General features: G+C 63.0%; 21 protein-coding genes. 12 read left to right on the top strand and 9 right to left on the bottom strand.

All coding sequences use genetic code 11. The features are described from left to right. Positions 1-981: a sulfate ABC transporter ATP-binding protein gene (locus tag HBO19_RS20680; protein WP_169953945.1), complete on the top strand. Its 981-nt coding sequence runs from the start codon at positions 1-3 to the stop codon at positions 979-981. 103 nt (positions 982-1,084) lie between these two features. Here the strand turns inward: HBO19_RS20680 and HBO19_RS20675 are convergent, their stop codons facing one another. Further along, positions 1,085-1,609, bottom strand: coding sequence for an Mpo1-like protein (locus HBO19_RS20675; protein WP_169953944.1), 525 nt, complete (start codon positions 1,607-1,609; stop codon positions 1,085-1,087). Between the two features lie 83 nt (positions 1,610-1,692). Between HBO19_RS20675 and HBO19_RS20670 the strand changes: the two genes are divergently transcribed. Beyond that, on the top strand, positions 1,693-2,379 hold the full coding sequence (locus HBO19_RS20670; RefSeq protein WP_170058191.1) for a Crp/Fnr family transcriptional regulator: 687 nt from the start codon (positions 1,693-1,695) through the stop codon (positions 2,377-2,379). 128 nt (positions 2,380-2,507) lie between these two features. On the opposite strand, the gene HBO19_RS20665 is transcribed toward HBO19_RS20670, so the two are convergent. From HBO19_RS20665 to HBO19_RS20655, 3 genes are read right to left on the bottom strand one after another with little or no spacing between them, the layout of a single operon-like run. Beyond that, positions 2,508-4,118, bottom strand: a complete 1,611-nt coding sequence (locus tag HBO19_RS20665) for an arylsulfatase (protein ID WP_170058190.1) — start codon at positions 4,116-4,118, stop codon at positions 2,508-2,510. Between the two features lie 15 nt (positions 4,119-4,133). Next, positions 4,134-4,949 (bottom strand): ABC transporter ATP-binding protein, encoded by an 816-nt coding sequence (locus HBO19_RS20660; RefSeq protein ID WP_169953941.1) that lies wholly within the window; start codon positions 4,947-4,949, stop codon positions 4,134-4,136. Continuing rightward, positions 4,946-6,544: an ABC transporter permease subunit gene (locus HBO19_RS20655; protein ID WP_170058189.1), complete on the bottom strand. Its 1,599-nt coding sequence runs from the start codon at positions 6,542-6,544 to the stop codon at positions 4,946-4,948. Before HBO19_RS20655 ends, HBO19_RS20660 begins: the two co-directional genes overlap by 4 nt. A gap of 286 nt (positions 6,545-6,830) precedes the next feature. Here HBO19_RS20655 and HBO19_RS20650 point away from each other — a divergent pair, with 286 nt between their 5' ends. Continuing rightward, the gene (locus HBO19_RS20650; RefSeq protein WP_169953939.1) at positions 6,831-7,832 is read left to right on the top strand and encodes an ABC transporter substrate-binding protein; all 1,002 of its coding nucleotides are present in this window, start codon (positions 6,831-6,833) and stop codon (positions 7,830-7,832) included. A gap of 198 nt (positions 7,833-8,030) precedes the next feature. Here HBO19_RS20650 and HBO19_RS20645 read toward each other — a convergent pair whose 3' ends face one another. Continuing rightward, positions 8,031-8,951, bottom strand: a complete 921-nt coding sequence (locus HBO19_RS20645) for a LysR family transcriptional regulator (protein ID WP_169953938.1) — start codon at positions 8,949-8,951, stop codon at positions 8,031-8,033. A 181-nt stretch (positions 8,952-9,132) separates the two neighbouring features. Here HBO19_RS20645 and HBO19_RS20640 point away from each other — a divergent pair, with 181 nt between their 5' ends. Then, a complete protein-coding gene (locus tag HBO19_RS20640; RefSeq protein ID WP_170042315.1) occupies positions 9,133-10,038 on the top strand; it encodes a TauD/TfdA family dioxygenase in 906 nt (301 codons plus the stop codon). Between the two features lie 137 nt (positions 10,039-10,175). Here HBO19_RS20640 and HBO19_RS20635 read toward each other — a convergent pair whose 3' ends face one another. Together HBO19_RS20635 and HBO19_RS20630 are read right to left on the bottom strand one after the other, a co-directional pair. Continuing rightward, on the bottom strand, positions 10,176-11,780 hold the full coding sequence (locus HBO19_RS20635) for an alkaline phosphatase family protein (RefSeq protein WP_170058188.1): 1,605 nt from the start codon (positions 11,778-11,780) through the stop codon (positions 10,176-10,178). A gap of 159 nt (positions 11,781-11,939) precedes the next feature. Then, positions 11,940-12,884, bottom strand: a complete 945-nt coding sequence (locus HBO19_RS20630) for a LysR family transcriptional regulator (protein ID WP_169953935.1) — start codon at positions 12,882-12,884, stop codon at positions 11,940-11,942. Between the two features lie 155 nt (positions 12,885-13,039). On the opposite strand from HBO19_RS20630, the gene HBO19_RS20620 reads away from it, so the two are divergent. Continuing rightward, positions 13,040-15,388, top strand: coding sequence for a TonB-dependent receptor (locus tag HBO19_RS20620; RefSeq protein WP_170042317.1), 2,349 nt, complete (start codon positions 13,040-13,042; stop codon positions 15,386-15,388). A 93-nt stretch (positions 15,389-15,481) separates the two neighbouring features. Here HBO19_RS20620 and HBO19_RS20615 read toward each other — a convergent pair whose 3' ends face one another. Beyond that, the gene (locus HBO19_RS20615; protein WP_170042318.1) at positions 15,482-16,666 is read right to left on the bottom strand and encodes a CynX/NimT family MFS transporter; all 1,185 of its coding nucleotides are present in this window, start codon (positions 16,664-16,666) and stop codon (positions 15,482-15,484) included. Then, on the bottom strand, positions 16,653-17,114 hold the full coding sequence (locus HBO19_RS20610) for a nucleoside deaminase (protein WP_170058187.1): 462 nt from the start codon (positions 17,112-17,114) through the stop codon (positions 16,653-16,655). Before HBO19_RS20610 ends, HBO19_RS20615 begins: the two co-directional genes overlap by 14 nt. Positions 17,115-17,218: 104 nt before the next feature. Here HBO19_RS20610 and HBO19_RS20605 point away from each other — a divergent pair, with 104 nt between their 5' ends. The 7 genes from HBO19_RS20605 to HBO19_RS20575 all read left to right on the top strand — a co-directional run bounded on the left by HBO19_RS20605 (position 17,219) and on the right by HBO19_RS20575 (position 23,076). Further along, a complete protein-coding gene (locus tag HBO19_RS20605) occupies positions 17,219-18,070 on the top strand; it encodes a LysR substrate-binding domain-containing protein (protein WP_057437668.1) in 852 nt (283 codons plus the stop codon). A 238-nt stretch (positions 18,071-18,308) separates the two neighbouring features. Further along, entirely contained in the window at positions 18,309-19,118 is an 810-nt protein-coding gene (locus tag HBO19_RS20600; RefSeq protein WP_169953931.1) for an energy transducer TonB, read from the top strand. Between the two features lie 42 nt (positions 19,119-19,160). Further along, positions 19,161-19,886, top strand: coding sequence for a MotA/TolQ/ExbB proton channel family protein (locus tag HBO19_RS20595; protein WP_169953930.1), 726 nt, complete (start codon positions 19,161-19,163; stop codon positions 19,884-19,886). A gap of 1 nt (position 19,887) precedes the next feature. Then, the gene (locus HBO19_RS20590; protein ID WP_029299521.1) at positions 19,888-20,289 is read left to right on the top strand and encodes a biopolymer transporter ExbD; all 402 of its coding nucleotides are present in this window, start codon (positions 19,888-19,890) and stop codon (positions 20,287-20,289) included. Between the two features lie 297 nt (positions 20,290-20,586). After that, the gene (locus tag HBO19_RS20585; RefSeq protein WP_032856553.1) at positions 20,587-21,168 is read left to right on the top strand and encodes an alpha/beta hydrolase; all 582 of its coding nucleotides are present in this window, start codon (positions 20,587-20,589) and stop codon (positions 21,166-21,168) included. Positions 21,169-21,217: 49 nt separating this feature from the next. Further along, positions 21,218-22,144 carry a sigma 54-interacting transcriptional regulator gene (locus HBO19_RS20580; protein ID WP_170058186.1) on the top strand — a complete coding sequence of 309 codons (927 nt, stop codon included), beginning with the start codon at positions 21,218-21,220 and terminating at the stop codon, positions 22,142-22,144. 149 nt (positions 22,145-22,293) lie between these two features. Beyond that, on the top strand, positions 22,294-23,076 hold the full coding sequence (locus tag HBO19_RS20575; RefSeq protein WP_170058185.1) for a MetQ/NlpA family ABC transporter substrate-binding protein: 783 nt from the start codon (positions 22,294-22,296) through the stop codon (positions 23,074-23,076). Positions 23,077-23,494: the final 418 nt, after the last annotated feature.

The raw sequence follows: 23,494 nt of genomic DNA, 5'->3' as shown, positions 1-23,494 counted from the left end.
ATGTCGATCGAAGTCCGTAACGTCAGCAAGAACTTCAACGCCTTCAAGGCCCTGGACAGCATCAATCTGGATATCCAGAGTGGCGAGCTGGTGGCATTGCTTGGCCCCTCCGGCTGCGGCAAGACCACCTTGCTGCGCATCATTGCCGGCCTGGAAACCCCGGATGCCGGGAGCATCGTGTTCCACGGCGAAGACGTGTCCGGCCACGATGTGCGTGATCGCAACGTCGGTTTTGTGTTCCAGCACTACGCGCTGTTCCGCCACATGACCGTGTTCGACAACGTCGCGTTCGGCCTGCGCATGAAACCTAAGAGCCAGCGCCCGAACGAAACCCAGATCGCCGCCAAGGTCCACGAACTGCTGAACATGGTGCAACTGGACTGGTTGTCGGATCGCTACCCGGAACAACTCTCCGGCGGCCAGCGCCAGCGGATCGCCCTGGCCCGCGCCCTGGCGGTGGAGCCCAAGGTGCTGCTGCTCGACGAACCCTTCGGCGCCCTGGACGCCAAGGTCCGTAAAGAGCTGCGCCGCTGGCTGGCCCGCCTGCACGAGGACATCAACCTGACCTCGGTGTTCGTGACCCACGATCAGGAAGAAGCCATGGAAGTTGCCGACCGGATCGTGGTGATGAACAAAGGCGTGATCGAGCAGATCGGCTCGCCGGGCGACGTCTACGAAAACCCGGCCAGCGATTTCGTCTACCACTTCCTCGGCGACTCCAACCGCCTGCACCTGGGCGAAGACCAGCACCTGCTGTTCCGCCCGCACGAAGTGTCGTTGTCACGCCATGAACTGGAAGACCACCATGCTGCGCAAGTGCGCGACATCCGCCCGCTGGGCGCTACCACGCGGGTCACGCTGAAGGTCGAAGGCCAGAGCGAACTGATCGAAGCGGAAGTGGTGAAGGATCACGACAGCCTGACCGGGCTGGAGCGGGGCGAGACGTTGTTCTTCAAACCCAAGGTCTGGCAAAAAGCCTGAGTCTCTGGCCTGCCAATCACCTGTAGGAGCTGGCTTGCCTGCGATGCAGACACCTCGGTGTATCAGTCACACCGCAGTGATGCTATCGCAGGCAAGCCAGCGCCTACACAGGTGTGTGTCGAGCGAGCGCGCGCACCGGCCCCGACCGCTCTTCAATCTGCCGCTTGAGCTCATGGCGCAACCCCAGCAAAAACGCCAACTCCGCCACCACAAACAGCGGCCCCACGATCAGCCCGGACACGTCATCGACAAAGGCCGGCTTGCGCCCCTCGTAGTAATGGCCGACAAACTGGATCACCCAGCCCAGCACAAACAGGCCGATGCCGCTGCTGAGCCACACCAGCGTGCTTTGCGCCGCCAGCACATGCCCAGCCCAGACCGACAGGCCCATCAGCACACTCATCAACACCCCCAGCGCCAGTTCCAGGCGCAGGTAGAACCCTGCAGAAAACAGCGCCAGCAGCACCGCCGGTGATAGCCACAGGCCGGCCACCTGCCATTCGGGGCGTGACAGCAGCACGGCGACGGCCACCACTATCATGGGGATGCCGATAAAGTGGCTGGCGATGTTGCGCGGGTCGCGGTGGTAGGCAGCGTATTGGCTGAGGTGGTCGACGAGGCTTTTCATTGTTATTCCTCCTGTAGGATGCTTGATCATGCCCTGTAGGACTGCGACAAACTGTCATCTGGGCGACAATCTTTGGAGTTCTCATGGACGCAGAGTCTTGGCATGGGCGCCTGTCCAGCGGCCACTGGTACCGCCATCTGCCTGCTCCCTTGCAGCATAGCTTGCTGGCCCACGCCCGCGTGCGGCAGCTGGCGGCGGGGCAGGTGCTGTTCAAGCGCGGTGACCCGCCGTGTGGCTTGTATGCGGTGCTCGATGGCAGCCTGCGCATCAGCGCAGTGAGCGCCCAGGGCAAGGAGGCGTTGTTGAGCCTGGCGCAAGCGCCCTTCTGGTTTGGCGAAATCGCCGTGTTCGACGGCCTGCCACGCACCCATGACGCTTGTGCGGTCGGGCCTTGCACGCTGTTGCAGGTGCCGCAGTCGGCGATCCTGCACTTGCTTGCGCAAAGCCCGGCCTATTGGCGGGACATGGCGTTGTTGATGAGCCAGAAGTTGCGGCTGACCTTTATCAATATCGAGCAGTTGAGCCTTGCGCCGGCGTCGGTGCGGGTGGCCCATCGGCTGTGGATGATTGCCGAGGGTTATGGCGAGATCGACGGCTCGCGGCGCGTGGTGCAACTGGCGCAGGAAGATTTGGCGGCGATGCTGGGGGTGTCGCGCCAGACGATCAATGCGCTGCTCAAGGCGTTGCAAGAGCAGGGCGTTGTGCGGTTGGGGTATGGGGAGATTGAGATACTTGATGCCCTGCGGTTGCGGGAGATGGCGCAGGGGTAGGCGGTGCCTGTAGCGGCCCTTTCGCGAGCAAGCCCGCTCCCACATCCGACCACATTCCAAAGAATGTACTCGGTCAAATGTGGGAGCGGGCTTGCTCGCGAAAGGGCCCTCCCAGGCACTAAATAACCTCAGTCCGGCTGAAACGGCGAAGCACTCAGCACCACCCCGGTCTCCTCCACATACTGCTGCCAATGGCCAATCAAGGTCGCCAGCTTTTCCGGCTGGCTCAACGCCAGGTCATGGATCTCTCCAGGATCCCTGCCCAAGTCATACAGCTGCCAGGTCGCCGGCCCCACGGGTCCTGGGATGTACACCGCCTTCCACTGCCCCTGGCGAATCGCCCGGCGGCCGAACAGCTCCCAGCCGGTGACGGTATGTTCGTCGTGCACCTGCGCGGTTTCCCCAGATAAAAAGCCCAGCCACGACTTGCCCCGCAGCGGCGCAATCGGCTTGCCGCGCCACTGTTTGCCGGGGTGGCGCACGCCGGCCAGGTCGAGAATGGTCGGGGTGATATCCATCACCGTGCCAAAGCCATGGCTGATCCGACCCTTGAGTGCCAGCTGCGGGTAATGTACCAGCGCCGGCACACGGATCCCGCCTTCGGTGGTGAAGGCCTTGAACAGGCGCGACGGCGCAGTGGCCACCTGGGCCCAGGACGGTCCATACCAGACATAGGAGTTGGCGCGGCCGATGTTGCCCAGGCTGTTGTCGTAATGCTGGTTGAGGTAAGTCAGCAGCTCAGGCCCGAATTTGGGGAAGGCTTCCAGCAGCGCGCCCTCGGCGCCGTTGTCGGACATAAACAGGATGAAGGTATTGTCCAGTTGCCCCTGCTGGCGCAGGTACTCCACCACCCGGCCGATGTTCCAGTCCATGCGCTCGACCATCGCCGCATACACTTCCATGGCCCGCGCCGAGACCTGGCGTTGTTCATCGCTCAGGGCCGCCCACTGGGTGTTCAGCTCAATCAGCGGATGGGGCTCGACATCGGCATCGATCAGCCCCAGGGCCTTGAGTTTTTCCAGGCGCTCCAGGCGCAGCACCTCGGGGCCGGCGTCGTAGCGGCCACGGTATTTGTCGACGATCTCTACCGGCGCCTGCAACGGCCAGTGCGGGGCGGAAAACGGCAGGTAGGCGAAGAACGGCCGGGCCTGGTCGCGTTCCTTGAGGTACTGCAAAAGCCTGTCGCCAAAGGCATCCGAGGAATAGAAACCTTCGGGCAATTGCTCGACGAAGCGGTCGTCCTCGATATACAGCGCCGGGGTGGATTTGAGCAGGCCAGGGGTGGTGTCGTCGTAGGGCGGCTCGAAACCATAGTGGTTGGCCGCCCCCGGCAGCAGCGAGAACGAGCGCTCGAAACCCCGGGCATGGGGCGCCAGTTCAGCGGTCAGCCCCAGGTGCCATTTGCCGCTCATCAGGGTCTGGTAACCGGCGTCGCGCAGCAGTTCGGGCAGGGCCACCACCTTGTCGTTGAGGTAGCCCTCATAGCCCGGCTTGCCGATCAGCTCCGGGGTCAGCGCCTCGGCCATGGTGCCGATGCCGGCGATATGGTGGTCGGTGCCGGTGAGCAGCATCGAGCGGGTCGGCGAGCAGGTGGGCGCGGTGTGAAAATCGGTCAGGCGCAGGCCGTTGAGCGCCAGGGCGTCCAGGTGCGGCGTAGAGATCTCCCCGCCAAAGGCCCCAAGGTCGGAGAAGCCCATGTCATCGGCCAGGATCACTAGAAAGTTGGGACGTTGCGACATCAAGACACTCCTCATTCAGCAGGCAATAAACGCCAGGGGCAGGTCACGGATCTGTTCACGCAGCGGCGGCTGGTAATGGTCGTCGCTGATCAGCTCGTGCAGCAGTTCTTCGCGCAATTGGTGGAAGTCGAAACTGCTGCGCTGGCGCGGATGGGGCAGGGCGATGTCCACCACCTGCTTGATCCGCCCGGGCCGGGGCTCCATCACCACCACGCGGTCGGCAAGAAAAATCGCTTCTTCCACATCGTGGGTCACCAGCACCGTGGTGATTCTGGCGCGGGCGCGGATCGCCAGCAGTTCATCCTGCATCTGCTGGCGGGTCAGGGCGTCGAGGGCGCCGAAGGGCTCGTCCAGCAACAGGATGCGCGGGCTGGCCACCAGGCCGCGGGCGATTGCCACCCGTTGCGCCATGCCGCCGGACAATTGGTGTGGGTAGGCGCGGGTGAAATCGGTGAGGCCCACCAGTTCGATAAAATCGCTGATGCGCTGTTGGCGCTGGGCCTCGCTCAAAGGCTCGTTGACCAGGCCCAGGCCGATGTTTTCTGCCACCGTCAGCCACGGGAACAAACGGTGTTCCTGGAACACGATGCCGCGCTCGCCGCCGATGCCTTGCACTGCCTTGCCATCGACGCGGATTTCGCCGCGAAACTGCGTATCCAGGCCGATCAGCAGGCGCAGCAAGGTGGATTTGCCGCAGCCGCTGGAACCGACGATCGCGACGAACTCGCCCTCGGCAATGTCCAGGTTGAATTCGCGGATGGCCTCCAGCTCGAAGCCATCGACGTCGAAGGTCTTGCCCACATGGTTGAAGCTGACGATAGGTGCAGTCATGCGTGTCTCCAGCGCGTGGCGCGGGTTTCGATGCGTTGGCCGATAAGGTTGAGTGCCGCGCCCGTGAGGCCGACCAGGAGCATGCCGCTCATGATCAGGTCCATGCGCAGCAGCTGTTGGGCGCCGATCATCAGGCTGCCGATGCCGCCATTGGACGGCATGAAATATTCCGCGCCGATGGTGCCCAGCCAGGCGTAGATCAGGCTCAGGCGCAGCCCGGCAAAAATGCCCGCCGCCGCCCCCGGTAGCACCAGGCGGCGCAGGCGCAGGGCCAGGCTCAGGCGCAGCACCTGGGCGGCTTCATTGAGCTGCGGCGAGAGGTTGAGCACGCTGCGTTGGGTGGCGATAAACAGCGGGAAAAACGCGGCAAGGGCGATAAACACCGACTTGGCCAACTCCCCCAGGCCGAACCAGGCGGTAAGCAGCGGTACCCAGGCAAAAATCGCGATCTGGCGCAGCGCCGCCAGGGTCGGGCCCAATACCCGCTCACTGCGGCGCGACAGGCCCAACAGTAGGCCAAGGGCAAAACCCAGCCCGCCGCCAAGGAGCAAGCCACTCAAGGTGCGTCCCAGGCTTTTGCCCAGGGCGCTGAGCAGGCTGCCATCGAATATGCCGCTGGCGGTGGTGTACAACACGGTCCACGGGCTGACCAGGATATTGGGATCGACCCAGTCCAGGGCTGTCGCCGACTGCCACAGCGCCAACAGGCTCAAGGGCAGCAACCACGGTTGCAGGCGTTGCCAGCCCTGGTAGCGCGGGCCACGGCGGATCTGCGCGGTCGCCGGATGGGGCCAGTGCACCCACTTGCGATCCAGCCAGCCAATGCCGCGATCCATCGCCACGCCCAGCACGCCAATGACCACGATGCATACAAATACGATATCGAGCATGAACAGCTGCCGTGCCCACACCATCAGGTAGCCGATGCCTTCGCTGGAGGCCAGCAATTCCACGGCCAGCAACGAGGTCCAGCCGGCGGCCAGGGCCAGGCGTACACCTGCCATGAAGGCGGGCAGTGCGGCGGGCAGGATCAGCCGGCGGATCAGCAGGTGCGTGGGCAAGCGCAGCACCCGCGCGGCCTCGCGTAAACCGGGCTGGGCGTCGCGCACGCCGACCAGGGTGTGCAGGGTCACGGGCACCACAATCGCCTTGACCAGCACCACCAGCTTGAGGGTTTCGCCGATCCCGAAAAACACCATGAACAGCGGGATCCAGGCCAGGGTCGGGACTTGCGACAGGGCGCTGAAGGTGGGGAACACCAGGCGCTCGGCGCGGGCACTCAAGCCCAGCAGCGCACCCAGTAACGCCCCGGCGCCGACCCCTGCGAGCAAACCCCAGAACAGCCGTTGCAGGCTGATCGCCAAATGGCTCCACAACTCGCCGCCGGCCAGCTCCACGGCGCTGCTCCAGACCAGCGCGGGGGCGGGCAATATTTGCTCGCTCATCCAGTGCTGACGGCTGGCCAGCCACCACAGCGCAAACAGCGTGAGTGGCAGCAGCCATGGCAGCAGGCGTTCACTCAGGTTCGGCCAATGTGCCCGCCCGGCCTTGGCAGGGGCGGCGAGCGGCAGGCTCAACAGTGAGATTCGGGCCATGGAAGACCTCCGTGGTCGGCGAGTGCGTTATGTGATTTTGATCTTATAAACAAACAATCAAGATTATTTAGGGATAAGAAAAACCATTTAAAGCCTCTGCCCGACACGCATCCAATGCATTTGGAGAATATTTTCCATGCTGTTGATGCATAACCCTCTGGAACCGGCGTCTGCGGCTGCATAGTCCAAAAAGCTATTAAATTGTGAATTTATAGTATTTAAAGTTTTGATCGTGTTGTGCGTACTTTCTGCTCCAAAGGCCACCGTCGCCCACAGGAGCACCTCTATGAAACTGCCCTTTAAACGCTTGATCACCCTGGTCGCCGGCACCGCGCTCGCCGGGCTGGTGCATGCCGCCGACCTCAAGGAAATCCGCATCGCCGTGCCCGACCTGAGCGCCGGTACCCAGAACAGCGGTGGTGGCTTGACGGATGTGCTGAGGAGCCAGCAGATCTTTGAAAAAGCCTTCGCCGACCAGGGCATCAAGATCCAGTGGAATTACTTCAAGGGCGCCGGCCCCGTGATCAATGAAGCCTTTGCCAACGGCCAGGTGGACCTGGCTTACCTGGGCGACCTGGCAGCGATCATCGGCCGTTCCAATGGCCTCGACACCCGCCTGTTGAGCGCCACCGCTCGCGGGGTGAAGCAATACCTGGGCGTGGTGCCGGGCTCGGGGATCAAGACCTTGCAGGACCTTAAGGGCAAGCGCGTGGCGGTGTTTCGCGGCACGGCCACCCAGTTGTCCCTCAACGGCGCCCTGGCCAGCCAGGGCTTGAGTGAAAAGGACCTGAAGATCATCAACCTGGATTTCAACGCCGCCGTGGCCGCCCTGGCCGCCAAGCAGATTGATGCGACCTGGGGCGGGTCGAACCTCAGTTCATTGCAGGCCAAGGGCCTGGCCGAAATCCCCCTGACCACCAAGGACCTTGGCGACGCAGGCAGCATCCAGGCGGTGCTGGTGGGCAGCGGCACATTTGTCGACGCCCATCCCGAGGTGGTGGCCAAGCTGCTCAAGGCGCAGCAGCAGGCGGTGCAGTGGTTGACCGATGACAACAACAAGCAGGCGTATATCGATTTGGTGTCGGGGCTGGCGAGTTATCCGCCGGTGATTCTGACCAATGATCTGAAGGATCAGAAACTCAGTGAGATTTTCCCGTCGACGTTGGATCCGGTGTTCCTGGGCAAGCTGCAGGACGCGGTGGATCTGGCTTCGAAGGAGCGGCTGATTCGCAAGTCGTTCCAGGTCAGTGATTGGGTGGTGCCGGGGTTGGTGGCGGCGCAACTGTAGGAGCCTTCAACGATAACGCGGGGTGCCTGGTGCCCCGCAGTGTGCTCAGGTTTTTCGCCGGCAAGCCGGCTCCTACAGGGGCCTGCTAGACCGCGAAGTGAAATCTACAGTGCATGAACGGGCATCATCGCAGGCAAGCCAGCCCCCACATGGGAGTGCGGTCAAATGTGGGAGCTGGCTTGCCTGCGATGGCGCCCTTCAGACCGCCACATCCACCTCCTGCCGATCCACCGCCACCAACGTCTCGATCATCGCTTTTGCCGCCGGCGACAAGCGCGAGCCGGTGCGGCTGACGATCCCGCACCGCGCGCTCATGGTCTCCATGTTCTGTGGCAGGTTGCGCCAGTGCAGCAGCACCAGGGCGCCGCGGGCGATGTCCTCGGCAAAGGCTTCCTCGGTGCCCACGCCAATGGCGTTGGACTGCAACACGATCTTCACCAGCGCCGGGAAGTGTTCGGTCTGGATGCTCGGTGAAAAGTCCATGCGCCCGCTGAGGTTCGCCAGCAGTTTGCGAATGCCCTGGGAGATCAGCGGCGACGCCAGCGGGTAGTCGAACATGTCGTTGGTCGAAAGGCTGTCCTTGGCCAGCAGTGGGTGGCCAGGCCTGCAAAAAAATACCCCGCGCTTGGGCGAAAGCGCCTGGGTCTGAAAATTTGGATCGGCTTCGAACTGGCGGATGTCGGCGATAAAGAATTCGATCTCTTCCCGGCTCAGGCTGCGGCTCAGGGTTTCCCAGTTATCCACCTGGAACCGCGTGCGGATTTTCGGGTGCGCGTTGACGAAGCGCGCCACCGCGTCCGGCACCAGCTTCACCGCTGGCGCCGGGCCGCAACCGAAGCGCAGTTCGCCGGCATCGAGCTTGGTCATGCGCGTCACTTCACTGCTCAGCAGCGCGGCGCCGTGCACCAGGCTCAGGGCATGTTGCAGCACCACCTGGCCTTCCGGGGTGGGGCGCAGATCCTTGTGGCCACGGTCCACCAGCACGCAGCCAAATTCCTGTTCCAGGCCCTGGATGCTGCGGCTGAACGCCGGTTGCGTGATGCCCATGGCGTCGGCCGCGCGCACAAAACTGCGGTGTTCGTTGAGGGCGATGAAGTAGCGCAGTTGGCGAAGATCCATATGCTTTCCCGGCATTTTAAAAATAGGTCGAAGGCATTTGCGACCAGGGGAGCTGAGGTTTTAAATGCAAGCTCTTATTCCGTCAACGAAGCATGTGTTCATTTGCTAGACCTAAATTGCATATGAATAGAGCGTTGGCACAGCGTCACCCAACCGTAAGCAGACACATGAGGGTCATCCAATGAGCAATGCCGCACTCGCTGTTCAACCCGTCGCCCTGGCGCTGGATATCCACCCGGTCGCCGGGCGTATCGGCGCCGAGATCCGGGGCATCAAACTGTCCGGCGACCTCGACGCCGCCACCGTCGACGCCATCCAGCAAGCGCTGGTGCAGTACAAGGTGATCTTCTTTCGGCAGCAGACTCACCTCGATGACCAGAGCCAGGAAGCGTTTGCCCACTTGCTCGGCGAGCCGATTGCCCACCCCACGGTGCCGGTGCGCGATGGCACGCGGTTTTTGCTGGAACTCGATGGCGCCCGTGGTCATCGTGCCAACTCCTGGCACACCGATGTGACCTTCGTCGATGCGTACCCCAAGGCCTCGATCCTGCGTTCGGTGCTGGCGCCGCCATCGGGTGGCGACACGGTCTGGGCCAACACTTCCAGCGCCTACAACGACTTGACGCCCGAAGTGCGCGCGCTGGCCGACACCTTGTGGGCGGTACACAGCAACGAATACGACTACGCCGCGCGCAAGCCGGATGTGGCGCCTGAAAAGCTCGAGGAATACCGCAAGATCTTCACCTCGACGGTGTACGAGACCGAGCACCCTGTGGTGCGCGTACACCCGGTCAGCGGCGAGAAGACCTTGCTGCTGGGGCATTTCGTCAAGCGCCTGAAGGGCTACTCGCAGGCCGATTCCGCGCACTTGTTCAACTTGCTGCAAAGCCACGTCACCCGCCTGGAAAACACCGTGCGCTGGCGCTGGAACACCGGCGACGTAGCGATCTGGGACAACCGCGCCACCCAGCATTACGCAGTGGATGACTACGGCACCCAGGAACGCATCGTGCGCCGCGTGACCCTCAAGGGTGATGTGCCGGTGAGCGTGCAGGGGCAGCGGAGTGTGACGACCAAAGGCGCGTAACCCACCGCAGATCAACTGTGGGAGCGGGCTTGCTCGCGAAAGCGGCGGATCAGCCAACACAGTTGTTAACTGACATACCGCTTTCGCGAGCAAGCCCGCTCCCACACTAGCCCGCGTCCTACAGGGGGTTTGGGTGTTCACCAAACCCCGATCTGCACCACCTTTTCCGCTTCCGGCTCCCCATAACGAAACCGTTGGCCACGCAGGTCAATCTCCGAGTGGCTGATGGTGGTGCGCCGCTTCAAACCCCGCAGCCATTCGAACAGATAGCCCTGATGCTCTTCGCGCACCGGGGCATACGCCGGGTCAGCACCCAAATCGTGCAGTTCCTGGGGATCGTTTTCGAGGTCGAACAGCTGCGCGCGAAAGCCGTCATAGGCCAGGTATTTCCAGCGTTCGCTGCGCACCATGGTCATGCGGCAACGGTCGATCGGCTGCGCCAGGCGTTCGCGGGCCGGGGCCTGGAAGGCGTAGTCATACTCGGCAATGGCGTAGCGGCGCCAGTCGGTTTCCAGGCCATGCAGCAGCGCGATCAACGAGCGGCCTTCCAGGCGATGCTCGGCGTTGGGCAGGCCAAGGGCCTCAAGGAACGTGGGCAGGGCATCGATGGTTTCCACCAGGCGCGCGTCCACCGTACCCCGACTGATATCGGCAGCGGCACGCGGGTCGCGGACAATCAGCGGAACCCCCACCGCCGGCTCCAGCAAAAACTCTTTTTCGCCCAGGTGGTGGTCGCCGAGGAAGTCGCCATGGTCGCTGGTGAACACAATCAGCGTGTCATCCCAGCGGCCAGTGCTGTGCAGCACATCGAACAGTCGGCCGAGCTGGTCATCCACCTGCTTGATCAGGCCCATGTAGGTGGGAATCACCCGTAGCCGTACCTCGTCGCGGGAAAAATTCAAGCTCTCCTGGTGTTGGCGGAAGGCCTGGTACACCGGGTGATCGCTGGCCTGCCCGGGCTCGGCGCGGATGGGCGCCTGCACCTGATCGACGCCATACAACGCGTGATACGGCGCAGGCGCGATATAGGGCCAGTGCGGCTTGATGTACGACAGGTGCAGGCACCAGGGCTGCTCGCCTTGTTCGTGGATAAAGTCGATGGCGCGGTCGGTGGTGTAGACCGTCTCCGAATGCGCCTCGTCCACCCGCGCCGGCAAGTGGGCGTTGCGCATGTGCCAGCCACTCAGCACTTCCCCGTCTTCGCCGGCGGCGGCGTTGGCCCATTCATGCCAGGGGTTGGCGCCGGCATAACCCTGTTCGCGCAGGTAGTGGGTGTAGGGCGCTGACTCGCGCTTGCTTTCGAACAGCGGGCTGTCGGGGAAGATCCCGTCATGGCGAAAGTACGCCTCGAATCCGACCTCGTTGAGTGGCTGCGCTTGCGCGCTGTCGGGGTCGATCTCCAGGCGTTGCAAGGCGTCGAGATTGGGCGTGGCGTGGGTCTTGCCCACCAGCGCGGTGCGGATGCCGTGGGGGCGCAGGTAGTCGCCGATGGTCAGCTCTTCCAGGGGCAGCGGCACGGCGTTCCATGCCACTTGATGGCTGCTGACGTAGCGCCCGGTATAGGCCGACATGCGCGACGGCCCGCAGATCGTGCCCTGGGTGTAGGCGCGACTGAAACGCACGCCGGCGGCGGCCAGGCGATCGATATTGGGCGTGTGCAGGTGGGCGTGGCCGTAGCAGGAAAGGTAATCGCGACGCAGTTGGTCGCACATGATGTAGAGCACGTTGCGCACAGGGGACATGAGGGTTTACCGAACGGGGAACAGGCGGTGTTTTTCGCCGGTGAAGCGGGGGTGAGGCAAGTGCATTTGGGGAATGGGTTTTATGCAGTGGGTGCATGGTCAGCCCACATTGGAGTGCGATCAACCTGTGGGAGCGGGCTTGCCCGCGATAGCGGTCGTTCAGACCGCAAGATTCTCCAGCTCACACACCTGCTCATCCTGCTCATCCACCTCCTTGATCTGCTCGATCATCGCCTCCGCCAGCGGCGACAACCGATACCCCGCCCGGCTGACGATGCCATAGCGGGTGTAACGCTCCTCCAGGTCTTCGGCCAGGCCGTCGATCTTCAAGCACACCAAGTCGCCCCGGGCCATGTGCAGCACGTCGCTGTTGGCGCTGACGATACCGATGGCGTCGGAACGCAGCACCACCCCCAGCAGGCTGTAGCCGTTCTCGCATTCGACATTGGGCGTGTAGTCCGGCCGGCCGCTGAGGTCGACGATGACCTTGCGCAGGTTCGGCGGGCGGATGGTCACGGCCAGGGGATAACTCATCAGCTCGGCGGCGCTGACACTTTCGCGCTGGGCCAACGGGTGCCCGCTGCGGCAGCAAAAGTGCCATTTGCGCGGGCGCAGGCGGTGGGTCTGGTAGTCGGGGTTGGCTTCGAAGTGGCGGGTGTCGGCGACGAAGAATTCGAACTCTTCGCTGAGCAGGCGCTTGCCCAGGCTTTGCCAGTCATCCACCTGGAACTGCACGCGAGCCTTGGGGTAGCGCCCGATAAAGCTGCCGATCGCGCGCGGGATCAACCCGGCCGCCGGGGCCGGGCCGCAGCCAAAGCGCAGCTCGCCGGCTTCCAGGCCGTTGAACTGGCTGATCTCGTTGGCCAACTGCTGCGCGCCGCTGACCAGGCGCCGTGCATGTTCCAGCAGCACCTGGCCTTGCTTGGTCGGGGCCAGGTCCTTGCGCCCGCGATCCACCAGTTGGCAGCCGGCACTGTGCTCCAGGGCCTGGATGCTGCGGCTGAAGGCCGATTGCGACAGGTTCACGGTGGTCGCGGCCGCGACAAAGCTGCGCTGTTCGGCGAGGGCGATGAAGTGACGGAGCTGGCGCAAGTCGATATGCATTTTTCACATTAAAAATATCGGGGAAATGCATTGGCTATGCATTAGGTCGACTCCTTATAAAGGCTATCTCTTATGCAGTAAATGTTTGTAAAAACATAAATAAATAACTTTATAGAATATGTAACTGTGCATATTCCGCGATTCCGGAGCCGCTTATGAGTGTGTCGAAGCCCGCTGTACCGTCTTCCCCCTGGCGGCTCAAGCGCCTGCCCCTGGCGCTGTTGCTGGCGGGCAGTGCCAGTTGGTTGCCGAGCCAGGCCGCCGAAACACCCGCCCCCGCGCGCAAGGGCGAGAGCGCCAGCGGGCAACTGGAAACGGTCACCGTGACGGCCCGCCGCCGCACCGAAAGCGCCCAGGAAGTACCCACGCCCATGAGTGTGATCGGTGGCCAGGCGCTGGAAAGCCAGCGGGTCTATCGGATCCAGGATTTGCAGCAACTGGTGCCCAGCGTCAACGTCGCCTACATGCATGCGCGCCAGTCCAGCGTGTCGATTCGCGGCCTGGGCAACAACCCGGCCAGCGATGGCCTGGAAGGCAGTGTCGGGCTGTATATCGATAACGTGTACCTCGGGCGCCCGGGCATGGCGGTATTCGACCTGATGGACATCGAGCAGCTTGAGGTCTTGCGCGGCCCGCAAGGCACGCTGTTTGGCAAGAACACCACGGCCGGGGTGATCAATATCAGCACCCGCGCGCCGAGCTTCACCCCGGAGCGCAGCATCGAGACCTCGGTGGGCGAAGACGGTTATTTCCAGACCAAGGGCACGATTTCCGGGCCGCTCAACGATGAGCTGGCCGGGCGCTTTTCGGCCTATCGCACCCGCAGCGACGGCGATATCCAGAACCAATACAACGGCCACGACCTCAACGGCGGTTCACGCCAGGGCTTTCGCGGGCAACTGCTGTACAAGCCCAGCGAGGCGTTCAACCTGCGCTGGATCGGCGACTACAACGAAGAGGACTCCAGCGCCGGCACCCGCGTGCTATACAGCACCGGCCCGACCATCAACGGCACCAACCTCTACCAATCGCGGGCCGATGCGGCCGGGGCGACCCTGGTCAACGGCTCCCACCGCAAGGTCAACCTGGACAACGACCAGCGCGTGACAGTGTTCCAGGGTGGTACGTCCCTTGAGGCCAACTGGACCCTGCCCAGCGACTTCACCCTGACCTCGGTCAGCGCCTACCGCTGGTGGAATTTCACCCCGCGCAACGACGACGGCCTTAACGTGCCGGCCTCGTATAACGCTGGTGTGTCGGTGGAAGATAAACAGTGGTCCCAGGAGTTTCGCCTGGCCTCGCCTACCGGTGGGTTCTTCGATTACGTGGTGGGCGCTTACTACTTTGGCTCCGACCTGGACAACAAATCCTTCGCTTACTACGGGCCCCAGGCCGATATCTGGAACGGCACGCCAGCAGGGGCCTTGAGCAATGTCAGCAGCGTCGGCAACGGGCATATCCGCACCGACAGTTTTGCCCTGTTCGCCCAGGGCACCTGGCACCTTACCGAACGCCTGGATTTCACTGCCGGCCTGCGCGGCACCTATGAAGAAAAAAGCGCCTCGGTCAGCCGCAACGCGCCGCAAGGTGGCGCAACCGTGGCGGGCGCGGCGGCGACCGCACGCCGTGGCCGTGCCGGAGCCTACGATTCGGGCGATCTCAACCAGTACAGCACCAGCCCTTCTGGCCTGCTCAACCTCAGCTACCGTTTCAGCGATGACTTGCTCGGCTATGCGACCTTGTCCCACGGTGAGAAATCCGGCGGGGTCAACCTGGCAGTGGGCTCTGCCCCGACCGCTGGTGCAGACTCGCTGTTGATCGGCACCGAGCGTGCCAACAACGCCGAGTTGGGCTTTAAGAGCACGCTGTGGGACCGTCGCCTGCAACTCAACGCCAACCTGTTCTGGACCCAGGTCAACGGCTACCAGACCAACGCCTACGACTATGGCAACCGCGTGCAGTACCTGACCAACGCCGGCTCCGTGCGCTCGCGTGGGGTGGAGCTGGAAAGCACCCTGGTGCCGATCCGTGGCCTGACGCTGAACATCAATGGCTCGTTCAACGATGTGCGCTACCTGTCGTACAAAGATGCGCCATGCCCACCGGAAGTCAGCCTGCGCCCGGGTGCACCGGCCTCGTGCGATCTCAGCGGGCACCCGGTGGTGGGCGCCTCGAAGTGGATTGCTAACGCCAACGGCGAATACAAGTGGAACCTGGATAACGGTTTGGAGCCCTACGTCACCGCAAGCTATGCCTACCGCTCCAAGGCGGTGGGTACGGTGGAGGATTCGGATTACGGGCAGATCCCGGGTTATGCGGTGGTCAACCTGTCCACCGGCCTGCGCGGCGATTTCCAGCAGGGTCAGTGGGACGTGTCGCTATGGCTGAAAAACGCCTTCGACAAGACCTACTACACCACCCTGTGGACAGGCGGCAACGGTGGCTATGAAGGGCTGCTGGGCACCCCGCGCACGCTGGGGGTGACCGGGCGCTACGACTTCTAGCCCCCCATCCGTAGGAGCCGGCTTGCCGGCGATAGCGGTCTATCGGTCACCGGATCGATATCTGACCCACCGCCATCGCCGGCAAGCCGGCTCCTACAGCAGGGCGGCTTCGCGCGCAGGCTCTGTGCGGTAGGTGGCCGGGCTGAAGACCCGGGTCACCACCAGCATCGCGATCACCGTCACGGTCAGCACTATCCAGGCGCTGACAAAACTGCCGGTGAGTTCGCGCAGCCAGCCGGTCATCCACGGCGACACGGCATTGATCAGAAAACCCACGCCCTGCACGAATGCCGCCAGTTGCCCGGCTTCCCGTGGGTCGCGGCGATGGTCCAGGGTCAACAGCAGGCTCAGGGCAAAACATGCCCCCAGGCCGAAGCCGATCAGCGCCACCCACAGGTGCGGGTATTGCAGCGGCGCCAGCAGCAGGCCGAGGTAGCCCACGGTCTGGGCCAGCAGGCTGATGGTCAGCAAGGGCCGGCGGTCGATACCGCGTTGCGCCAGCGCCGGCATCAACAGCGCGGCAATCACCTGGAAAATCGTCATGAACGCCAGCAGCGAGCCACTGGGCAGCACGCCCCAACCCAGTTGCTGGTAGTACGCCGGCAGCCACGCCACCATGCTCATGTACCCGCAGTTCACCAGGCCGAAATACAGCGCCAGTAACCAGGCGCGACGATTGCGCAGGCCCTGGAGCGGCGCGCTCACCTGCAGGTTCTTCGCCGCGCCCAACGGCAGCCACGCCCACAGCAGCAACGCGCCGAGCGCCGGCAGCAGCCAGATGCCAAGGCCGGCCTGCCAGTGCTGGAAATGGCTGGCCACCAGCGGGCTGAGCAGTGCCGCCAAGCCACCGCCACCCATCAACGAGGCTGAGTACACCCCCATCGCCAGTGGCACCCGGTGGTGGAACTGGCGCTTGATCATCGCCGGCACCAGCGCCTGGATCAGCGCTACCCCGGCGCCGCCCAGCAACGCCGTGGCCAGCAGTGCCGGTGCCTGGCCCAGCAGCCAGCGCGCCAGGCACGCCAGCAGGATCATCATCAAGCCCAGGGCAATCCCGCGTCGTTCGCCCAGCTGCGCCTCGACACGGATGCCCACTAGCGCCACCAAACCCATGCACACCACCGGCAGGCTGGTGAGCAAGGCACTGCTCTGGAAACTCAGGCCGGTGGCCAGGCGGATTTCCCCGAGCAACGGGCTGATAGAGCTGAGGATCGGCCGCAGGTTGAGGCCCAGCACGACCAGCAGGCCCCAGCCGGCGAGGGATTTATTCAGGGTCATGCAGGGTTTTCCATTGACGGTAAAGGGCTTGCATGGCCGGCACAGGCAAGTGCTCGAGGGGCAAGGGCTGTGCGCTCAGTGCCAGGCCCATCTGCTGGTAAATCGCTGCGGTCGACAGGCCAAAAGGCGCGGCCATTTCATTGCTCGCGGCAAACACCACGCGGGATACGCCGCACATATACATCGCGCCCAGGCACATCGGGCACGGCTGGCCGCTGGCGTAGATCACACAGCCTTCAAGGCGTGGGCCCAGTTGCTCGCTGGCGCGGCGAATGGCGAGCATCTCGGCATGGGCAGTGGGGTCCTGGTCGAGGTGGATCTGGTTGACCGCTTCCACCAACACCTCGCCGTGCTTGACCAGGACGGCGCCAAACGGCCGTCCGCCACGGGCCACGTTGTCCTGCGCCAGGGCAACGGCGCGTTGCAGATGACGCTGATCGTCAGTCATGGAAAATCTCCCCTCTCGGTGAACGCGAAGTATGGCCACCGCCTGGGGTATTCTGAAATTAAATATAACCATGCCAACCAGTGGCAAACCCGATGGTGGTGTTCATGTTCGATCCCGTGCTGTTGCGCAGTTTTGTCGCCGTTGTCGATTGTGCGAATTTCACCCGCGCCGCCGAACGCCTGCACCTCACCCAATCCACGGTCAGCCAGCAATTGCGCCGCCTGGAAGACAGTGTCGGCTGCCGCTTGCTCGACCGTGATCAGCGCCGGGTGGTGGCAACGGTCGAGGGTGAACGCCTGCTGGCCTATGCGCGGCGCATCCTGGCACTCAACGAAGAAGCCGCCGATGTGCTGATCAACCAGCAGAGCGACGGTGTGCTGCGCCTGGGCGTGCCCGAGGATTTTGCCGCCGAGCGCTTGATGCCGTTGCTGTCGGCGTTTGTCGTGGCCTACCCACGGGTGCGCCTGGAGGTCACCAGCGGCCTGGGGCCGGCGCTGTTGCGCCAGTATCGCGGCGGTGAGTTCGATGTGTTGCTGGTCAAGCAGATGGGCGACAGCGACGACTGCCTGGCCTCCTGGCCGGAGCCGTTGTGCTGGGTCGACAGCCGCCACATGCCGGCCCTGGGCCGCGACCCATTGCCCTTGGTGGCGTTCCCGGTGGGCGGCCTGTACCGCAATGAAATGCTCCAGCACCTGGAAGTCGGTGGCTGGCGCTGGCGCATTGGCTATTCCAGCGCGAGCCTGGCCAGTGTGTGTTCGGCGGTGGCGGCGGGGTTGGGCATCAGCCTGCTGCCTGAGCGGGTGGTGCAGGCCGGGCATGTGGTGCTCGGCGCCGACAGTGGTTTGCCCGCGGTGCAGGGCGTGCGGCTGGCGCTGTATGGGCGCAATGGGATGGGGGCGGCGGGGCAGAGCCTGCAGGGGCAATTGTGGGATTTATGCGAGGCCAACCCGCGCTGAGCCATGCCTTTGAGGAATATTTTGCATGCCCGCAAAGCATCATGATTTTGCCTCTCGCCGCCAGGCCCCGTGGGGCGTGGCTTTGGGCCAAGCGCTGATTTTTCATATTCCTGTTTGGTCTATGTATAACTTTAAAGATTACTTTAAGAGATAAGCGTCTGCCCCCGATGATTCAGCTCTCGACGGTCGCCCCGCAGGCCCGTCGGTTTTTTCGCTGAAGACAGCAGGGAGTGAATCAATGGGCAATGTCCAGACCGCCGCCAGTGCACATGAGGCGCAGTGGCGCCAGGCACCGAGTGGTGAGTTGGTCGACCTTGGCCGGCCGCATCGTGCGCCCTTGGGGCAGTTGCGTTTGCAGAAAACCCCCAAGGGGATCTTGAGCCGCCGTGAAGGCATTTTATTGGGCCTGTTGGCGCTGGCGCTGCATGGCGCGGTGATCTACTGGGTCAGCCAGAAACCGGTGCCGGTGCTGCCGATTGTGCCGCCGGAAATTCCACCGATGACCATCGAGTTTTCCCAGCCGGCGCCGCCGGTGGTGGAACCGCCGCCGCCTGTACCGCCACCGCCGCCAGTTGTAGAACCACCGCCACCGGTCGTGGATGAGTTGGCGGCCAAGCCGGCGCCACCCAAGCCGGTTCCCAAGCCCAAGCCAAAACCTGTGCCCAAGCCCGAACCCAAGCCGGTGCCCAAAGCCGTCGAACAGCCGCCTGCGCCACCCCAGCCGGCACCCCCCGCGCCCACGCCAGCTGCGCCTGCGCCGGCACCGGTGACGCCTGCTTCGGCCAACGCTGCGTACCTGAAGAACCCGGCGCCCGAGTACCCATCACTGGCCCAGCGCCGTGGCTGGGAAGGCACGGTGTTGTTGCGGGTGCATGTATTGGCCAGCGGCAAGCCCGGTGAAATCCAGGTGCAAAAGAGCAGCGGTCGCCAGCAACTCGACGACGCCGCACTCAGCGCCGTGAAGCGCTGGAGCTTCGTGCCCGCCAAGCAGGGCGACGTGGCCCAGGATGGCTGGGTCAGCGTACCTATCGATTTCAAGATTCATTGAGCCTTTGCTCGACACTCTATCGCTTACACCGAGGACCGCATCATGACGTTACTGGCATCTCCACTTGAATCCATCGAAAGCGCGGTGATCTGGCTGCTGGTGGTTTTTTCCGTCGCCACCTGGGGCCTGGCCCTGCTCAAGGGCGTGCAGTTCGGCCGCCTCAAGGCCCAGGATCGCAAGTTCCACAAACAGTTCTGGGCAGCGTCGAGTCTCGATTCGGCCGCCGAACTGAGCGAAACCCACCCCGGCGCCGCCGCCCGTGTGGCCCAGGCCGGGTATGCCGCGATCCAGGTCGGTGATGCGCCGCACGCCGCTGACTTGAGCCAGGCGATCAACCACCAGGACCGCCTCGAACGTGCCCTGCGCCAGCAGATCGTGCGTGAGCGGCGCTCCCTGGAAACCGGCCTGGCCGTGGTCGCGAGTATTGGCAGCACCTCGCCCTTTATCGGGCTGTTCGGCACCGTGTGGGGGATCATGGAAGCGTTGAAAGGGATCAGCGCCGCGGGCTCCGCCAGCCTCGAAACCGTGGCCGGGCCCATCGGTGCGGCGCTGGTCGCGACCGGCGTGGGGATCGCCGTCGCCGTACCGGCGGTACTGGTCTACAACTATTTCCTGCGTCGCCTGAAGCTGACGGCTGCCGACCTGGATGACTTCGCCCATGACTTCTACAGCCTGGCGCAGAAAAATTCGTTCCGCGTGCTGGTCCACCCGGCGCTGCACAAAAACGCCGCCCAGGGCAGCGCGCAAAAAGTGAAGGAGGCGTCCTGATATGGCCTTCTCCACCCAAGACAGCGACGAGGTACTGAGTGAGATCAACGTCACGCCCCTGGTGGACGTGATGCTGGTACTGCTGGTGGTGTTTATCGTCACCGCCCCGCTGTTGACCAATGCGATCCCGATCAACCTGCCCAAGACCGAGGCCGTGGCCCCGGTGGAGCAGAAAGACCCGTTGGTGGTGAGCATCGACGGCGCCGGCAAAGTGTTTATCAACAAGGATGAAATCCAGCCGGACCTGCTGGAATTCAACCTGCAGGCCGCCAAGGCGAAGGACCCAGAGGTGCGGGTACAACTGCAGGCTGACGATGGTGTGAACTATGGCGAAGTGGCTCGGGCCATGGCGTCGATTGAGCGAGCGGGAATTACCAAGCTGTCGGTGATTACTGCACGTTAGTGTCAACAGCCTCGACAATTTTTTGGCCGTCTCCTTGGCAGGGTGCGGCCTTTTTTTTGCCTGTGATTTAAGCCGTCTGCCCAACCCCTGTAGGAGCTGGCTTGCCAGCGATAGCGGTGAGTCAGTCGATGAATGTTTCGGCGGACACGGCGCAATCGCCGGCAAGCCAGCGCCTACATTTTGAGCGAAATGGTTTTGTGTTTTTGGTTATTAATAAATAGCTTCTTATTCCTTAACGAATATATGCCCCGTCCCTATACTGGTCAGCAACGTTAAACGCTGCAGGAGGGCACACCCATGCACAGCGAGTTGATCCGTTACCTGATCGTGCCGGGCTGGCAAGGATCGCCAGAAGATCATTGGCAAACCCATTGGCAGAACAGCCTGCCCAACAGCGCCCGCGTGGAGCAGGCCGACTGGTTGACCCCGCGCCGCGAAGACTGGGTGGCGGCCCTGGCTGAAGCCATTGCGGCCGACAGCACTCCGGTGATTCTCATTGCCCACAGCCTGGGTTGCATCACCGTGGCGCACTGGGCGGCCAGCGCGCCGTTGCAGTTCCTGCGCCAGGTGCGCGGGGCCTTGCTGGTGGCCCCGGCGGATGTCGAGCGCCCCGCGTGTGCGCCGGCGTTGCGCAACTTTGCACCGATTCCGCGCGACCTGTTGCCGTTTCCCAGCCAGGTCGTCAGCTCCGACAACGACAGTGCGGTCAGCGCCCCTCGGGCCCTGGAGCTGGCGCGGAACTGGGGGGCTGAAGCCGGAATTCTCGCAGGCGCCGGGCATATCAACGTGAAGTCCGGCCACCAGCGCTGGGAGCAGGGTTTCGCCTACCTCTATCGCCTGCAAAACCGTCTGGAGCATCACTCCCGGCGCCGCGCCTAATACTTTTCAACGCCCCGTCCCTTAAGTGGAATTGGGGCGGGAGCCTGCCATGAGCCTGCATGAAACCTTTGGCCAGCCACTGCTGACCTTCCCCGATGCCGAAAAAAGCCCCTTGAGCATCCGCGCCAAGGCGCTGGTATTTGTCGACCCCCGTTCCCGGCAACTGCGCGAAGACCTTCAAAGCCTGGCCCCGCGTGCCTTGCCCGTACTGATTCGCGGCGAAACCGGCAGCGGCAAAGAGCTGCTGGCGCGCCATATCCATCGTGGCAGTGACCGCAGCGGCCTGTTTGTGTCGGTCAACTGCGGTGCGATCAGCCCCACTTACGCCGATGCCGAACTGTTCGGCTATGCCGCCGGCAGCCACAGCGGCGCGGCCAGCAGCCGCGCCGGTTGGTTCGGCTCGGCCAACGGCGGCACCTTGTACCTCGATGAGATCGGTGACTTGCCGCTGCCGATCCAGATCAAGCTGCTCACCGCCCTGGAAAACCACGAAGTCACTCGCGTCGGCGCCCATCAGCCGAGCCCGGTGGACGTGCGCCTGGTCGCTGCCACCAGCATCGACCTGGCCCAGGCGGTGGCCGTGGGTAAATTCCATGAGCGCCTGTTCCATTACCTCAGCGAAGGCCAGTTGGAACTGCCGGCGCTGCGCGAGCGCGTAGGCGACATCCTGTCCCTGGCCGAGTACTTCCTGGGGATCTACAGCCAGCGCCTGGACCTGCCGGTGCCGTTGATCAGCGAGGACGCGCAGCGGGTGCTGGAGCAGCACAGTTGGCCGGGCAATACGCGGGAGCTGGAGAACGTGATCCACTTTGCGCTGCTGGTCAGCAGCGGCGATGAGATCTTGCCGGAGCATCTGAACCTGCCGGTGGCGTCGGTGGCGCAGATTGAGCATCAGGTGCGACAGATCCTGAGCAGCGGCAGCGAAGTCGAGCGCGCAGCGTTGACGCGTCTGTTTCAGGGCTTGGGCTCTGTATGAGCAAAATGGAATATCAAAGTGAATAAAAGGTATTGTTCGGGAATAAAAAATATCGGTATTGTCCATTCCACGCCGCGATAGCACATCGCTGGCACCCCCATAAGAAGCGGCCGTCACCGACGTCCCGGATTTTCGATTAAGGACACTGCATGAAAAAGGTTCTGTTGTTCACCGCCCTGGCGGCGGCCCTGACTGCCGGTATCGCTCAAGCCAACGAAAAACTGGTGGTCGCGGCCACGCCGGTGCCGCACGCCGAGATCCTTGAGCTGATCAAGCCGACCCTGGCCAAAGAAGGCGTGGACCTGGAAATCAAGGTCTTCACCGACTACGTGCAACCGAACGTGCAAGTGGCCGAGAAGCGCCTGGATGCCAACTACTTCCAGACCCTGCCGTACCTGGAAAACTTCAACAAGGGTAAAGGCACCAACCTGGTCACCGTGATTGGCGTGCACGTTGAACCGTTTGGCGGCTACTCGAAGAAAGTCACCAAGCTTGAAGACCTGAAAGACGGCGCCACCGTGGCTATTCCCAACGAAGGCTCCAACAGTGGTCGCGCCCTGTTGCTGCTGCAGAAGGCCGGCCTGATTACCCTCAAGGACCCGAAAAACGCCCTGTCCACGCCAAAGGACATCGCCAGCAACCCGAAGAACCTGAAGTTCAAGGAACTGGAATCGGCCCTGCTGCCGCGCGTCCTGGACCAGGTTGACCTGGACATGATCAACACCAACTACGCCCTGGAAGCCGGCCTGAACCCGGCCAAGGATGCGTTGATCATTGAAGGCGCCGACTCGCCGTACGTGAACTATCTGGTAGCCCGCCCAGACAACAAGGACAGCGCCGCCATCCAGAAACTCTCCAAGGCCCTGACCAGCCCTGAAGTCAAAGCCTTCATCGAGAAGAAATACAGCGGCGCGGTGTTGCCGGCGTTCTGATTTGCCAAACCCCCTTCAAGAAATGTGGGAGCTGAGCTTGTGTAGGAGCTGGCTTGCCTGCGATAGCATCACCTCGGTAATACTGATAAACCGAGGTGTCTGCATCGCAGGCAAGCCAGCTCCTACACAAGCCCGCTCCCACACTGCGCTACAAATCCCGGCGGTTGATCGCCCGCCGCAGCGCCACCAGCCATTTCACCAAGTCCTGCGGGTCAATCGGTTTTGTCTCGCTCATCTGGCATTCCCTCGCTGTTAAATGGCCCTCAGTCTGGGCACGCGCTGTCCTTCCCTGTGGTTCAGCGCAAAAAAAAGACCCTTCCTACACACCCCAGAACAATAGCTGTCACCCGGCAACCCGGCGAATCCGCCGGTTAGCTTTTTGGGTGATATCAATATGCTATTTCGGTATTTAAATTTT

The organism is Pseudomonas sp. WS 5021, from assembly GCF_012985535.1.
Lineage (GTDB): Bacteria > Pseudomonadota > Gammaproteobacteria > Pseudomonadales > Pseudomonadaceae > Aquipseudomonas.
Note: the sequence above shows the minus strand (reverse complement) of the source record. Positions and strands in the feature narration are given on the sequence as shown.